At 45.1% G+C, this 15971-nt stretch carries 10 protein-coding genes; 1 reads left to right on the top strand and 9 read right to left on the bottom strand.

The genetic code is table 11. The annotated features are described in order from the left end of the window. Positions 1-2: 2 nt before the first annotated feature. The 7 genes from H8B06_RS19910 to H8B06_RS19880 all read right to left on the bottom strand — a co-directional run bounded on the left by H8B06_RS19910 (position 3) and on the right by H8B06_RS19880 (position 11958). Positions 3-1022, bottom strand: a complete 1020-nt coding sequence (locus H8B06_RS19910; protein WP_190995942.1) for a glycoside hydrolase family 5 protein — start codon at positions 1020-1022, stop codon at positions 3-5. Positions 1023-1052: 30 nt separating this feature from the next. Further along, positions 1053-2417, bottom strand: a complete 1365-nt coding sequence (locus H8B06_RS19905) for a glycosyl hydrolase (protein ID WP_190995941.1) — start codon at positions 2415-2417, stop codon at positions 1053-1055. A gap of 26 nt (positions 2418-2443) precedes the next feature. Continuing rightward, complete coding sequence (locus H8B06_RS19900) at positions 2444-4555, bottom strand: glycan-binding surface protein (protein WP_190995940.1); 2112 nt, start codon at positions 4553-4555, stop codon at positions 2444-2446. 12 nt (positions 4556-4567) lie between these two features. Further along, positions 4568-5812 (bottom strand): glycan-binding surface protein, encoded by a 1245-nt coding sequence (locus tag H8B06_RS19895; protein ID WP_190995939.1) that lies wholly within the window; start codon positions 5810-5812, stop codon positions 4568-4570. Positions 5813-5824: 12 nt separating this feature from the next. Continuing rightward, entirely contained in the window at positions 5825-7513 is a 1689-nt protein-coding gene (locus H8B06_RS19890; protein ID WP_190995938.1) for a RagB/SusD family nutrient uptake outer membrane protein, read from the bottom strand. Positions 7514-7533: 20 nt separating this feature from the next. Next, entirely contained in the window at positions 7534-10761 is a 3228-nt protein-coding gene (locus H8B06_RS19885) for a SusC/RagA family TonB-linked outer membrane protein (protein ID WP_223857817.1), read from the bottom strand. Between the two features lie 315 nt (positions 10762-11076). Further along, on the bottom strand, positions 11077-11958 hold the full coding sequence (locus tag H8B06_RS19880) for an AraC family transcriptional regulator (RefSeq protein WP_223857816.1): 882 nt from the start codon (positions 11956-11958) through the stop codon (positions 11077-11079). A gap of 203 nt (positions 11959-12161) precedes the next feature. Here H8B06_RS19880 and H8B06_RS19875 point away from each other — a divergent pair, with 203 nt between their 5' ends. Continuing rightward, positions 12162-13340 carry an MFS transporter gene (locus H8B06_RS19875; RefSeq protein ID WP_190995936.1) on the top strand — a complete coding sequence of 393 codons (1179 nt, stop codon included), beginning with the start codon at positions 12162-12164 and terminating at the stop codon, positions 13338-13340. A 3-nt stretch (positions 13341-13343) separates the two neighbouring features. Here the strand turns inward: H8B06_RS19875 and H8B06_RS19870 are convergent, their stop codons facing one another. Beyond that, positions 13344-14351 carry a LacI family DNA-binding transcriptional regulator gene (locus tag H8B06_RS19870; RefSeq protein ID WP_190995935.1) on the bottom strand — a complete coding sequence of 336 codons (1008 nt, stop codon included), beginning with the start codon at positions 14349-14351 and terminating at the stop codon, positions 13344-13346. A gap of 164 nt (positions 14352-14515) precedes the next feature. Beyond that, positions 14516-15964 (bottom strand): MFS transporter, encoded by a 1449-nt coding sequence (locus tag H8B06_RS19865; RefSeq protein ID WP_190995934.1) that lies wholly within the window; start codon positions 15962-15964, stop codon positions 14516-14518. Positions 15965-15971: the final 7 nt, after the last annotated feature.

Raw genomic sequence — 15971 nt, 5'->3', positions numbered from 1 at the left:
TCTTAGTTCGACTTTCCTTTTTTCAACTCGCTTCGGACAGTCTTTCCCCATTCCTTCAAATCATCTTCACTCCAAGATGCCCGAGGCGCTTGCGAATCGCGGATCATGGAACAAGTTTCATTTTTATCGGCGATAGACCAAGCCGCCCAACTTAATTTCTTGTCATCCATCCACGAAACCCAACGTTGCCACTCTTCGTGATCGATCGGTCCGTCGCCGGTGGCTTCCATTCCCGCACATTCGGATATGAAAACCGGAATACCTTTGGCCATTGCTTCATCCGTGCGATCCCGCAGATACTGCTTATGGGTGGCCGCATAGAAATGGACAGTATACATGATGTTATCATAGCCCTGTATCGGATCTTCGGCTACAAGATGAATATCTTGATCCCAATGCGGACATCCCACTAAGATGATTGCCTCGCTATTAATCTTTCTAATTTCCGCAATGACTTCCTCCGCATAGTGCTTAACCTCTGCCCAACTATCTTCTACGGGTTCATTGTATATCTCGTAGATCAGATTTGGGTATTCCTGGTATTTCGTGGCCACTTTCTTAAAGAAATCCTTTGCTTCGTCGGTATGAATTTCATGGCTATGCCAATCTACGATAACATAAATTCCCTCCGCGATGGCCGCATCTACAACCTGATATAGGCAGTCAAGTGCAAACGCTGGGTTGTCAAGGTAAGACCCTTCCGGTCCGACACCAATTGCGGCCCTGATAACGGATATATTCCAATCTTGTGCCAGCCATCCTACGGTTTCTATTTGATAAAAGCGCGGCCACCAGTTATGCCAGCCCAAGCTCACACCACGCAATACAACCGGCCGGCCATGCTGGTCGTGCAGGGTTACCCCTTGCACAGATAGCTGCCCATGCTCCTCCACCACAGTCGCCGGAGCTTCTTCACGTTCCGATATGGTGTTCGATGTTCCAGCGGAACATCCACTGACAAGAAACCATACCCCTGCACTCCAAAATAACGCCTTTACGGCTTTAAACAAATAGTTCTTCATACGTTTTATTTTTATAAGACGAATCCATTCTTAACGTAAGTCCGGCATCTCGTCTCGGGTAATCGTTCGTTCATCTGCCAATACACGATTCCAATAATCGATATCGGCGTGCATATGCCCTTCCTTATTAAACTCCGATCCGGACATGTTTTTGGTTCGGTCATAATCATACCAGGGCATTGCCCAAGACCATTTCGCCCCGCTATTCCACTGTGTCGACAAGTCTGCCACTCCTCCAAACTCACTTAGTGTCAACATCTTATTCGGATACTCCTTTTGCAACGACGCATACAAGGCAGCGATTTCGTTCGCATTTGGTTTTTCGTAAAGGTCGCATCCAATCATATCCACATAATCATCTCCCGGGTACCACGCTGCATCATCACCTTGGCTCGTCCAAATCCAGATAAGGTTATTTAGTCCTTTCTCTTGGAAGATTTCAAACATCATTATCCACAGTTTTCGGTAGTCTTCTGCCGTTTTCGCTCCCCACCAAAACCATTTTCCCGAAGCTTCGTGTAGCGGCCGCCACAAAACGGGAATGTGCTTATCCTGCAAAAGGATAAGATGATTCGCCATGCGTTCCAAGTCGGCCCTAACAAACGTGTTTTCGTAGGTTCCGCTAATAACTGCCTTGGAGATATCAAAACGAGTATCTTTGGTATAGAAGTGATAATCGGCACTTCCTTCGTACGCCGGTACGTTCCAGTGCCAAGAAGCGGCCACCAATCCCCTACTATGCCACCAATCTTCGACTACCTGTGTGTTTTCGTAGTTGATCCAATCGGCAGGCGAAGCGTATAAGTGTAGGTAATCAAAACAATTTAATGCAGGATATTTTCCCGTATGCTGGTATACCCATTCGGCTTCGTTGCTGTTCCAGTTGACGTTCGCCATGGCACCCGATATCATTTTCGCCCCATACTGCTCGCGCAAAAAGTCGTATACCTTCCTTGCTTGCGCACTGGCATTTGGGGTTACCAAAGCCGTACCGATATCTGGATCATGAAAGTCATCGGTCGTAAAGGACAATTGTATTTCCGCTGCAAACACCCCCCTAGGGCCTTTTATGGTCTGTTCGGGGATGTTCAGCGTATAACGTGTTCCACGCTGTAAGTGAACGGTTATTTTCAGCTCTTTGAAAGCCGCATACACCTGTTCCACAGTTTGTCCGTTGAGTTGTATGCCGTGTTGTTGGTCCAGCACAATATTCTGGTCAAACTGCAGGACAATGGTATTCTCCCCGATAGGTACGTCGTCCGCGCCATCTTTTACAGAGGAAGAAATCAAAAGGGGCTGGGGGGCATCCGTTATCTCCTGGTTTGGATTGCCTTTGGAACAGCTAAACGATAAGAAAACAATATACAGCCATAACGCGCACCGTTTATTCTCCATAAATATAATCGTCTTTTTAAAGGATTCTATTTTATTTTCTCAAACCGGATATTGTCTATCGCGATATTCAACATGCCAGCAGCGCCATTTGTCGCCATTCCAAAATCCTGATCAATATTCTGCACATTTGGAAGTCGGCCACTACCTGTTCCGTCACCATCTCTAAAGTCTGTTAATGGAATCGTGACGGTATACCACCCCCCTTGGTTAGCCAACGGCGGGATAATCGCCCAGAAATCGCCGTCTGCACCATTCAACCGGAATTTTAGTGCCTGTGTCGTACCACCTAATACATTCACATCCATTTTTATCGCCCATTCTGCCACGGAAACTCCATCGGTTTTGAAATTGTCGCGTCCATTCCGCCAGAAGAAATCATCCCATCCGCCTGCCAATTGCTTATTAACTCGAAAATAATTGCCGCTGATAGATAAGTTTGGCTCATTTTCCACCTGCCCATGCGATCCCCACCAACTTCCTTTCGAGTCAAAATCAAAAAACACATAGCTAGGGTCAACTACCGGGTCAACACCTGAAATGGTAAATATCGGTGATTCTACTTCCTTACCGTCGAATGTAACAAGCTTCAATTTGACTTTTCCTTTAACGGCATTTTGTGGAATGTATACCTCTATCAGACTTTCGTTACGCATTCCGTATCGCGTTCCTTTTACATTATCCTGAAAATAGACACTCTCTACCAAATGTAACTTCGTACCTTCAATTCGGATCAATTCTCCCGGTTTGGCCGATGTTGAGATTTTGGTGATAACAGGTATGTTCGGTGATGTTACAGCCAGCGACATCGATGATTTCACCTCTGTTCCATTCGCTGTTACTAAAGTTATAACACCGGATTCTGCCGACATGGGTACCTGCACACGCAGCGTGGTAGCGGACGTAGCCTGTATATCATCAACAACGTGCCCTCCACCAAATACCACTTTTCGTACCAAGTCGAGATGTGTTCCCGTGATAGTCAGTTCGTTCCCTGCCATCAAATTCGTCGGGTTTAAGCTGCTAACCGTTGGTCGTACCAAGGTAACGGCAGCCGTTGCCGTCTTGCCCGAATGCGTACTTAGAACAAGCTCACCATCTTTCGCAGACAGCGGAACGTTGACCTCAAGCTTTGTTGCAGACTGCGCCACGATTTCTCCTTCCGCATCACCGGAAAAGATGATGGAAGTAACTAGATCTAAATTTTCCCCCATTATGACCAATTTTGTGCCACTCTTTACGGGGTTAGGTGCTATACTTTCAATCTCAGGAGCCAACAAGCCCAATTCGTCCGAAAGGATTTCCAGGCCGGAATACGACAACAACTTGACCGGCCCCTCTTTTGCCTCTTGCGGCACATCCACCTTGATTTCCGTATACGATTCATTAATGGTAAACTCGCCTACCGCGATATTCTCTGGAAAAAGTATAGATTCAACCAACTGAAAATCAGTTCCGGTAATCAGCAATCCTTTCCCCGGTTTTACGGGGTTAGGCGCAATAGATAGCACTGTGGGCACTACTACTTCTACCTCCTCTTCTGCATAAACTAAGATAGGAACCTCAGCTCCGTTGGAGACACTGACCAAACCTGTCTGTGCTTCCCGAGGAACGGCTACTTCAATCTTATACCGCGACCGGCTCATGAAGTCTACACTATCTACCGCCACACCTTTCGCAAATATGACCTGCGCAATCAGGTTTAAATAGTCCCCTTCGATGACAAATATGTCACCAGCTCTAACTTGCATAGGCGCTATCTTATTTATCGCAATAGGCTCCGAATACGTTAGTGGCGTTTTTGTCCTTATTTCCCCACCGTCATACTTTAGGACGAGATGTCCTGGCGGTGCTTCTTGCGGTATGGTTATCTTGATCTCACCGGAGTTTACGACGATAATTTCCGTAATCTCCGTGCCATCTGCCAACACCACGGCTTTTACTTTATCCATTCCGTTTCCGATAAACCGAATGTCGCTGCCGCGCAAGGCCGGCGATGGCCCAAAAACCTCAAGTTGTACAGTATCTTCACCTGCCGCTTGTTCTTCTTTTTCACAAGAGGTGAAGAATAGCCCCCCGATCAGCAAACAGACTAGCCAACGAGCCAATCGGTATTTTTTTATTTTAAAGACTGTCATCATCGTTATTTTAGGTTACTGTGGCACAATTCTCAAATTATCCATTAAAATCACCGGGTCGGATGCCGTTCCTACATACACTAATCCACGGTTAGCCAAGAAAATATTCAGGTTGTCAAAAGCCTCCGGCAAGACGTTCAAAGACGACCCTGCTCCGTTGTACTTAAACTCCGAAAGTGGAATCACAACGGTTACCCAGCCATCGGTTTGGTAAGCTCCCGTATTTCTCCATGGCATCCATATTCCACGTGGTTTAGCATCCTCGTAGAGCGGACCATTCGTCGTACCGGTAGCCGCAAAAATAAAGGAAAGGCCCACTGCACTCCATCGGTTTGGAACGTACGCTTCAAATTTCATCACCATTTCTTCTGGATTGCCGTCGAAAATCGCACCCGTATGCCCGTTTTCATTCCCCCAATAATGGCTAAGTCCGTCATTCTCGCTCGCAGCACTCCATTCCGTCGGCTCGGCAAATGAGCCCGACAACTTCAGGTAGTTTCCGGATAATGCAAAGGCAGGATCGTTTTCGAGTCTTCCAGTTCGGCCCCAACTGTTCACAATCGGATAATCGGCATCATAATTTGTAATCATTCCGCGGGTATCTCTAAAATGGAAGGTAGATCGCGCCGTTCCATAACGCGACTGCACAGAAACTGGTCCTTCCGTCGCCCCTGCAGGCACGACCACCTGAATATCTGTCAGTGAATACGATACGATTTCCGTTGCCTCTATATTGGGCGAAAATACCACCACCGGATGGTCGTGTGTCGCCGTCGAAAGAAAATAATTGCCTTTCAGTACAGCGATTTCGCCTTCCGGCACGTATTCACATTCCATCGCCACGACTGCCGGTGGAGGAACCAATACGTTAAAGCCGTGCGACACGGTATCCTGCTTCGAGCTATTTACAAAATAAATCTTATCGGTAACGTGTTCTGGTATGCCTTGTGGTACCGATACAATAATAACCTCGTCCGTCATAAAACTCGTGTTCAGTACTGCTTTTTGATCGTTAAACCAAATCTCAGACACACTTTTCATATTTTCCCCGATGATAGCTATACTGTTACCTAAGAAGGCACTCGTCAGAAGCGAATCACTTACGTTCTCGTCTGGCACACGCACATAGCGAATGGTGGGTATACCATCTTCAAGTTCAAACATCGCCGTATCATCCTTACAAGCATTTACCGACAATAAAAGGAATAGAACTACACATGCTATACCTATCTTCGACATTGTTTTATAAATTGTTTTCATGTCTTCTCAGGTTTAATATTGTATACTGCTAAAATCAAACTTCACCGGATCCTTCAGCAGGTTCGGGTTCATCGTCAGGTCGGTGTCCGGAAAGGGTAACTGAAAATGTGCACTAGTGATATTCGGGATTACTGGATTATCATCATAACGGGTCACGTTGGGATCAAAGCTCTCGGTCTTATAGAAATCGTCGAGTCCTATGTAAAAACTTCTTCGTTGCCCTTTTAGCTCCGCTATTGCCGCCGCGGGTTCATAATAATGCCAACGCACATAGTCATACCAGCGGTCGCCCTCACAGGCCAATTCCAGACGTCTTTCTTTCCAGACGTCCTGCCAGGTAATGGAATTGGTGTTACCACTAAAGCCAGCTCGTTTGCGTACGGCGTTATAGGCCTCCAGCGCCCTGGCATCCGTCGTTGAACCCGCATTTCCCATGATGGCTTCTGCATAGATTAAATACACGTCTGCCAACCGCAGCAAATGGGTACTTAAACTCGTTGACATATTCCGCATGGGTGCCCCGATACCCGCCACGTGGTCGCTATTGTTCCCAACGAGGTGCTTCACACTGTTAGCTCCCGTAGGTGAGCGAAATTCGCCTGTAACATTTTCGGCAAAATTTGCATAATCGAATCCTCCCTGATCGGCCCAAAAATATGCATAAACATCACCGTACATCATCATGGTGACTTTTCTTCGGACATCGACATTGTTACGCGTCAATGAAAGGGCGTTTTCGTTAAAATCATCCTGGAGATCGACAGAAGGACCGCCCCAGTCTCCCCAGGTATCACCAAATTCGGAGAACCCGGTCAGTGCCAAGTCAGATTGTAACGTGTTCTGTGACGTCCACACTTCCGATGATACCCAGTGCCAGGCAAGAAGACTTTCACTGGAGAAATTGTTCTCCAGCCTAAAAATATCGGAATATACTGGTGCTAATACACGGCCGCTTTCATCGATTACTTTCCGCGCATATTCGGCTGCTTTGTCTAAATCCGTCTGATCACGCGAACCACTTTGTCCGTACCCTGATTTCGTCAGGTAGACCTTGGACAGCAGGGCGTATGCACTGAAGCGATCAATACGTCCCGGACGATTGCTAAGCGGGAGCCACTCGATAGCCTTTTCCAAGGTCATTACGATATACTGATACACGTCCTCTACAGGCGCTTTAAATACTTCGTTATAGTTTCCTGCTGCAATCTCTTCGGAATTGTTGTGAACAATAGGCACGGCTCCAAATGTGCGGACCAAATAAAAGTAAGCCATTGCTTTCCAAACCAATGCCTCTCCTTTCACGGTATTCTTCACAACCTGGCTAACGTTAGGTCCGGATTTAGCTTCAATATTTTCCAGTATACCATTACAATACGCGTTGACGGACCATAATGAAGCCGACATGTTGACGAGATCCTGATCGGTAGAGTTAATAGTAAAAGTCAGGTAAGGCGAATTGCCCATATAATAATTCCCCGAAAGCACTTCGCCGACCTTGAAGAATCCGCGTTGGTAGTCGTACCAGGGTGAATTATAGATTGGATTAACGGCCTGAAAGCATTGTTCATCCGTTTGGTAAAAGATATCGATGGTATAGCTGTCCACCGTCGGGCGATCCAAAAAATCGCCGCAAGACCCGAAAGCGAACGCCAACATCCCCCAACAAACGGCGTGCTGTATATGTGTATATATTCTTTTCATTGTTCTCATTCTTTGCATTGTTAAAAAGATAAATTGATACCGGCAGAAAAAGTACGTGGAGATGGATAACGACCGTTATCCAAACCAAACACATTTGAACTGGCCATACTAGCCCCAATCTCCGGGTCATATCCCGTATAGTTGGTAAAAGTGTACAGGTTTTGGATATTGACATATACCCGCACGTTATCCACCCGCCATCGCTCTGTCCATGTCGAAGGCAAGGTATATCCTAATGCTATATTGCGGACACGCAGGTAAGAACCATCCTCGATATAACGATCGCTAATCCGGTCGTTATCGTTCGGATCATTAAAAATTGCCCGCGGTATTTTTGTGTCCGGATTGCTTACCTCGATGTTGGTGACATCTTCAAACCAATTGTTGACAACGGTTCCATTGACGTTTGCAGGGTAACTCTTATCTGGATTTATCGGTTGCAGAATAGCGCGATCTGTGACTTTTTGATGCTGATTATTCCATCCTGTCAACATATTAGATAGGTTAATCCCCATATAATTCATTACTTTATTGCCGTATGATCCGTTTAGAAATATGCTGAAATCAAAATTCTTATACCGAAGCGTATTATTAATGCCAAAGGTGAATTTCGGCATCGGCGAACCGATATCCGTCCGGTCGTAAGTATCAATGATACCATCTGGCACGCCATCGGGTCCGCTGATATCCGCGTACTTGAGGTCACCTACCCAAGTTGTATTAGCTCTATTAAACACGCCGTCGGAAGGATATTTTTCGGGTTTAGGTGAGTTCTGCAAATCTTCCAAGTCACGGTACACACCGATCACTTTATATCCGTAAAAACTATATAACGGTTCGCCGATCCGAGATACCGAGACGACGTCACTCCACTGTCCGTATCCCTCAATATGTGCAGAAGCCGTGCCGTCCAATGCGACCAATTTGTTCCTATTGACAGTTACCTGGAGATCCGTATCCCACTCGAAAGCTCCCGTCATATTTTTGGTCGATACGGCCAATTCGAATCCCTTATTGTTGATCGTGCCGTAATTTCCCATCGGCGACGCCAAAGCGGACGAAGCGTTACCGCGTGTTCCCATATAGGATGGAAGCTGTAACGCCATTAACATGTCTTTGGACGTTTTATCGTAGACATCCGCGACAACTCTTAGCCGGTCGTTGAAGAACGCTAGGTCTAATCCGAAGTTCCATTGTTCCTGTGTTTCCCACTGTATATAGGGATTAGCTATGTTAGACTGTCGATATCCGGGTCCAAGTCCAGTGGGCATCATCGTGATACTTGCTCCCCAGAGATAGGATCCTATGCTGGAGTTCCCCGTTTGTCCCCATCCAACACGTATTTTACCATCAGACACTACAGATTTCAAAGGCTCAAAAAACACTTCATTAGAGAAACGCCAAGACGTCGCAAACGAATGGAAGCTTGCCCAACGGTTTTCTGGCCCAAAATTAGATGAGCCGTCCCGACGATAGGTATAGGTTCCCATAAATCGATCTTGGTAATTATACATCAGGCGTCCAAAAAAAGAAGACATCGCGGATTCTCCAAACCCGGAGTTTATTTGCGGATCTTCCCCTAAGCGCGGGTTTTGCACGTCATTGGAAGGGAGCCCTGTAGCACTGATACGCATAAACTCGTAAGTAGATTCCCATGCTTCTTGTCCGAGCATAGCGTTGATAGCATGCCCTGAGCCGAAGTTACGGGTGTACGTCAAATAGTTTTTGAGCTGCCAGAATTTACTGTTGTTGCGTTGCCACGCGTTCATATTTATTGATCTTCTCCAGTTCCCTAATTCCAATGTAGGCTCGAATACCTCTGCGCGTGATCCGCTAATATCAAATCCAAGCTCTGATCGCCACACCAACCCTTCCAAAATGGTCAGATCGGCGAAGACGCTTCCGTTCAACTTGGTTCTATCTAGCAGTATCTTGTCACTCAAGGCTTTCGCTATAGGGTTTAATGTTGTGTAGCCTTCCCGTACCACGCTGGCGTAGTTGCCATCTATATCATAAATCGGGATATCCGGCGGGGTTAACAGTGAAAACTTCACTACCCCTTCGTCACTATCTACCAAACTGAGGCGTTCGCCTGTAGAGGAATACATCGCATTTAAACCTAGTTTGAACCAACTTTTAAGCTGTGCGTCTAGATTGGACCGGAAAGAATATCGATCGAAATTCGTACCGATGACTGTTCCGGTTTGATCCATAAAAGAGCCCGAAACGTAGTACTTCACAGCATCCGTACCGCCCTGTGCAGATAGCTGATGTTGCTGCATTGGGGCATTCCGGAAAATCGCCTCCTGCCAATTTGTTCCCTGACCAAGCAAAGACGGATCACGAAACTCCACGCGGCTGTCTCTGGAATTAGTCTCTCCGGCAATATTATTGCTAAACGCTGCAAACTCCCGTAAATTCATCATATCCAGCCGGATAGGCTGGTTTTGTATGGCTGTTAGCCCTTCGTAACCGAACTTAGCTTCGCCTGCTCGTCCTCTTTTTGTCGTAATTAATACCACGCCATTCGCCCCTTGAGCACCATAAATTGCCGTTGCAGAGGCGTCTTTCAAGACTTCTATGGAGACAATATCTGCAGGGTTGATGGTAGACAAAGGAGAGATGGTAGACACACTTCCATTTCCGAGCGCATCCCCCAAACCAAAAGATGCGCCACTAGCCCCTCCTCCTTGTACAATCACGCCGTCGATAACGTAAAGAGGCTCCGCATTAGCATTGATTGTGGCCTGCCCCCGTACCCGGATGGACATTGCTCCCCCAGGTGCACCGGAAGTCATGGTAGCCGTGACACCCGTCGCCCGGCCTTGTAACGCCTGATCTAGATTGGTCACAACCGACCCTTTTAATTGTTCCTCGCTGACGGTGACCGAAGAACCGGACAAGTCACCTTTACGGACGGCACCATAACCGATGGCTACCACTTGGTCAAGTTCGTTTACGCTGGCCACCATCTGCACGTGCAGTTCGTTGCTCGTAACGCGAATTTCTTGGGTTTCCATTCCAATATAGGAAAATACAAGCATGCTGTTCGCTTGGGCTTGAATACGATAGCGACCTTCGTTATCTGTACTTGTTTGGTTAGTTGTTCCCTTCACGCTGACAGAAACGCCCGAAATCGCCCCTCCATGCATCAAATCGGTTACCCGTCCGCTAACTTGCATGTTCTGTGCCTGCAGCAGGGCAGGCAATAACATGACAAACAGCATGAAATAAAATAATCTATTCATATCGATGGTATTAGTTTATATTAGTCCTGAAAAAGGCTCAATGGCCGAACAAAATGTTGAAATGAAACGGGAATCTCGTTCTGAAAAGTACTTTTTTTATCATAGTATATTGTTTAAAATTGGTGGTTTATTATTGCTCTACAATAAGCAATATCCAAATGTAGTAAGAACTTGTCGTTCGGCGGTAATACTTTTTTATCTATTAAAGACACTTATCAAGCCAATATCACCCTCTGCTATCAAATGAAGGCATTCCACAGGAGCATGTACTTATCCTTAAGAAGTATAAGCAGTGTTTACAGCCAAAACAAATTTTTATAGAAAAAACTTGGAGGCACGATATTTATTCCGAAAATCAGACGGGGTACACCCTTTTTTCTTTAAAAAAATTCGGTTAAAGTTTGACAAGTTATTAAATCCAGATTGCAGTGCTATTTCTGCGACGCTGTGGGTGGTGTCGATCAGCCTCCGGCTTGCGTGTCCCAACCGGATATCGTTCAGTGTATCGACAAAGCTCCTTCCCGTTCGCAACTTTAGAAAGCGGCTTACGGAGACCGCCGTCATCCCGACCAGATCGCTGACATCCCCTAAAGTCACTTCCCGTGTATAATTCTCCATTAAAAATTGGATAATCCTTTCTACCCGTCGGCTATTGAATTGTTGTTTTTCCGCGTGAAACGAGCGACTGGAGAGCATACGTGCCGCTGTATCATGTGAAAGTTCATACAAAAGCTCAATGAGTTTCATCACAGAATAAAAACCATCATTATCCGCTGCCAGATCATAAATCTTTGTCTTAATCTGTTCGATAGCGGTCTCACTGAAGGAGATTCCGTAAGCCGCTTTGGCGAACATATTTTGTATAGTTCGGAACTGATTCCTGTTCAATAACTGATCATTTAAAAGATTGGGATGAAACTGAATAGTAATTTCTTTAATTATCGTTCCTGGCACACATCGATGGTTCATCCATCCATGTTCCAGATTCGAACTCGTAACCAGCGCAAGCTCTATATTTTCTATTTCTTCTATGCTATCACCCATAATACGTTGTGCCCCTTTCGCATTTTCAATAAAATTCAATTCATACTCCGGGTGAACATGAACTGGAAAATCAAAATCGGTTTTCTCTCTGGTGAACACCATAAAACAATCTTTTTCGGAAAGTGGCGTTGTTTCTCGTAATATCGATAGCATGTTCATTTACGTTTAAATTAGTATTCTTTGTTCATCCATACAGAAGTAGCATCTATCTAAAACGAAATCTGCCTTTCACAACGTCGGTAGTTGGAGCGTTGCCTTTCGGTTATCTCTTGATGGACAATCAAATTTACAAAAGTGAGATCAATTTCTAATGAACAAAATTTAGCGTACTTTTGCCTCAACATCAGGAAGCAACCATGGACTCGTCAACAAACGCACAAAACACGGCAGTGTATGGAAATAAACAAAGGATACGTTTAGCCGTTTCGCTATTCTATTTCGGACAAGGGTTGGCTTTTGCCAGTTGGGCAAGCCGTATACCCGTGATTAAGTCAGCATTGCAGCTCACAGAAGCACAATTAGGCACCGTTTTACTCGCATTGCCTATCGGTCAATTGATGACTATGCCTATTTCCGGAAAACTTGTCAGCAAATATGGAAGTCATCGCATTATGCCTATCGCGGCATTCGTTTATTTGATGGTATTATGTGGGATTCCCTTAGCCGCTAACGCTTGGCAATTAGGTGGTATGCTCTTGCTTTTTGGGATCACTGGCAATATCTGTAATATCTCGGTCAACACGCAGGGCGTATTGGCTGAGCGTCTCTATAAGAGATCCATCATGTCTTCCTTCCATGGTGCGTGGAGCATAGCGGGTTTTACGGGCGCTGTCATTGGCTTGGTTTCCCTTAACATTGATTTATCCACGCAGACCCACTTTTATATTATCATGGGCTTAATGCTCATCAATATTTTACTAAACAAAGCTCATCTTGTACAGGATATTTCGAGTTCGTCAGAAAAAAAATCCTTTTCATTTAAACCCGATCGTGTGTTAATATCCTTGGGGTTGATTGGCTTTTGTAGCATGGCTACAGAAGGGGCGATGTTTGATTGGAGCGGTGTATATTTTCACGACATTGTGCAGGCGCCGGAAAAATGGACCACCGTCGGATATGCTTCGTTTATGATTATGATGGCAATGGGTCGGTTTATCGGAGACGCTGTTATCAGCCGAATTGGTCGTAAGCGGACGCTACAGATTAGTGGGATTCTCATGTTTACGGGCATGATGGGAGCGGTTCTTTTTCCACAACTTGTATTATGTACTCTTGCCTTTATGCTCGTCGGATTAGGCGTTGCGTGCAACATCCCGTCTGTGTATTCCGTTGCCGGCAAACATAAAACTATTTCTTCGGGCGTGGCATTAGCAATGGTTTCTAGCGTCAGCTATTTAGGCTTCTTAATGGGGCCTCCACTTATTGGATATATTGCCGAATTATTTAGTTTACGGCATTCTTTCGGTGTATTCGCTTGCTTTGGCCTACTGATGTTTGTATTGACCAGTCGGTTAGCTGTGTTTAGCAGAAAGTAATCGTTAGGGTTGAATAAGCGTAGTCGGAAACACAATAGTCTCAAAATCCTCTATAGGGTGTTTAGATTCGATTTGTTGAATCAATAGCTCGGCGGCTTTTTCGCCCATTTCAAACGCAGGCTGACGTACAGCCGTAATGGGAGGTGATAAGAGATTCACGACTTTAGAATTGGTAAAGCCAGTTACTTCTATTTGCCGCAAGTCAGCCTCAGGCCGCTCTTTCATAGCCTGCAAATACCCCATACTCAATTTATCTCCGGAGATAAAGATTGCATCGTATTCTTCTTGTAAAAGCTCGGTAACGGCCTGCTCTATTTCGTCTTGGTGAAGCCCTCCGTATTCGCAGTGCTTAACAAGCTCGGGAGCATACGGAAGACCATTCGCTTCGAGTCCCATTTTATAGCCTTCCAACCGTTCTCTTGTAATGGAGAGCTTTTTCGTTCCGGTAAGGTGAGCAATTTTTCGTTTCCCTTTTCCGACAAGGTACTGAATAGCATCGAATCCTCCTTGACGATTGTCCGCAATTACCTTATGGCATGCTGCAAGGTTAGGCACACGATCAAAAAACACGATCGGAAATCCTTTACCGATCAAATGCTCTAAATAGGATAGATCGGTCGTTTCAGCGGATAGCGCGATCAACAACCCATCTGTCGAACGGGAGTAAAGGTGTTCCACATTAAGTCGTTCCCGTGCAGAAGATTCGCGCATTTGAGAAATAACGACCTGATAGTTGTTACTATAAGCCACAGACTCTATTCCATCGATTACCTGCGAGAAAAAATTATTTGCAATCTCTGTTACGATCACACCAATACTATAACTTTTTCTTTCTTTCAAGCTCCGTGCAATGGGGTTTGCCCGGTAATTTATTTTTTCCGCATACTCCAACACCAGCTTTTTGGTTTCTGAGCTGATTTCATAGCTGTCCCGTAAAGCTCTGGAAACAGTTGAAGTGGAAAGGTTTAAGGCCTTTGCAATATCTTTTATCGTATAGTTTTCAAACGCCATAACAGGTAATTATGTTGTAATAATACCTAAAATAGCCGATATATTAAAATACCTTGTCGGTAGGTAATAAAGTTGTTATCCGGGAAAATAAATATGGGCAGATAAAAAATCTGCCCATATTCTTGTTAAAAAATATACTGCGTACTTAGAAGTATATATTTATGTTATTCTTTAATTATTTCCATTTTCGGCACCAACGTTTTCATCACCGCCCAAGCGATTAGATAGGCTACGGCACAGAATGAGAAAACAATAAAATATCCGGCCTCTTCTCCCTGAAAGCCCATAAACACCATTTGTGTTTGTGCAGCATGATCAAATAGCTTTCCAGAACCAAAGTTGATAAACGTTGAACCCACTCCGCCGGCAAGGCCACCGATTCCCGTAACTGTCGCAATCGCACTCCGAGGGAACATATCGCCTACTGTGGAGAAAATGTTAGCAGACCAAGCCTGATGAGCAGCTCCGGCAAATCCTATAAATATCACCGGTACCCAATAGGAAAGATGTCCAAGTGGTTGCGCTAGCAATACAATTAGTGGTACGAAAGCAAACAGCAACATCGCTTTCATGCGTCCGTCGTATGGATTTAATCCTTTTTTGTCCACAAAGTAGGTAGGCAACCACCCGCCAATAATGGACAATAACGTTATCAAATATAGGACGAACAATGCCAATTGTCCTTCTGTATCGGACGATTTGATATCATAAACCGAAGAAAGATAAGCAGGCATCCAGAACAAGAAGAACCACCATACCCCATCAGTCATAAATTTACCGAATGCAAATGCCCAGGTCTGTTTATATTTAAAGCAATCTGCGAACGACATTTTCTTTTTCTCTGCTGGAGCTACACCCACAACATCCTCCGGTACTATCTGATCACCATCTTGCATGATATAATCCAACTCGGCCTTGTTAATTTTAGGGTGCTCATGCGGTTTTTTATACATAAAAATCCAAAAGCCCATCCATACAAAACCCAGCGCACCGATAATAATAAAAGACATCTCCCAGCCCCAATGAGCGGCAATCACCGGTATAGTAAGTGGTGCTGCCAACGCACCAATAGTAGCTCCTGCATTGAAAATACTGGTTGAAAGCGCTCTATCTTTCTTAGGAAAAAATTCTGCGGTAGCTTTAATCGCTGCCGGGAAGTTACCAGCTTCCCCCACGGCGAGCACGAAACGTGCAAAAATAAACAGTGTAACACTGACGCTGACTACCAAGCCGACATCACTTACCGTTGCTATCGCTTCCTTTGCGCCCTCAAATCCTACAAACCATTCTCCTGCGACAATACCTGAGGTGGCAATTCCACAAAAAGCATGTATAACAGCCCCTACCGACCAGATACCGATAGCCCATAAAAACCCTTTTTTGGTATCCAACCAGTCTACAAACCGCCCGGCAAATAACATACTTACAGCATAAAATATAGAGAATAATGCTGTAATCAATCCATAATCACTATTTGTCCAATGAAACTCTGGCGCAATAAAATCTTTCCATGTGAGCGACAGTACCTGTCTGTCCAAATAGTTAATCGTCGTTGCAAAAAATAGCAGGCCACATATCGTCCATCTATAATTGCTTTTCTTTTCCATGTTCATTGGTATA

Origin of the sequence: Sphingobacterium micropteri (assembly GCF_014692515.1) — a bacterium.
Taxonomy (GTDB): Bacteria; Bacteroidota; Bacteroidia; order Sphingobacteriales; family Sphingobacteriaceae; genus Sphingobacterium; species Sphingobacterium micropteri.
The sequence above is the reverse complement of the archived record's forward strand: the minus strand, read 5'-3'. Positions and strand labels throughout refer to the sequence as shown.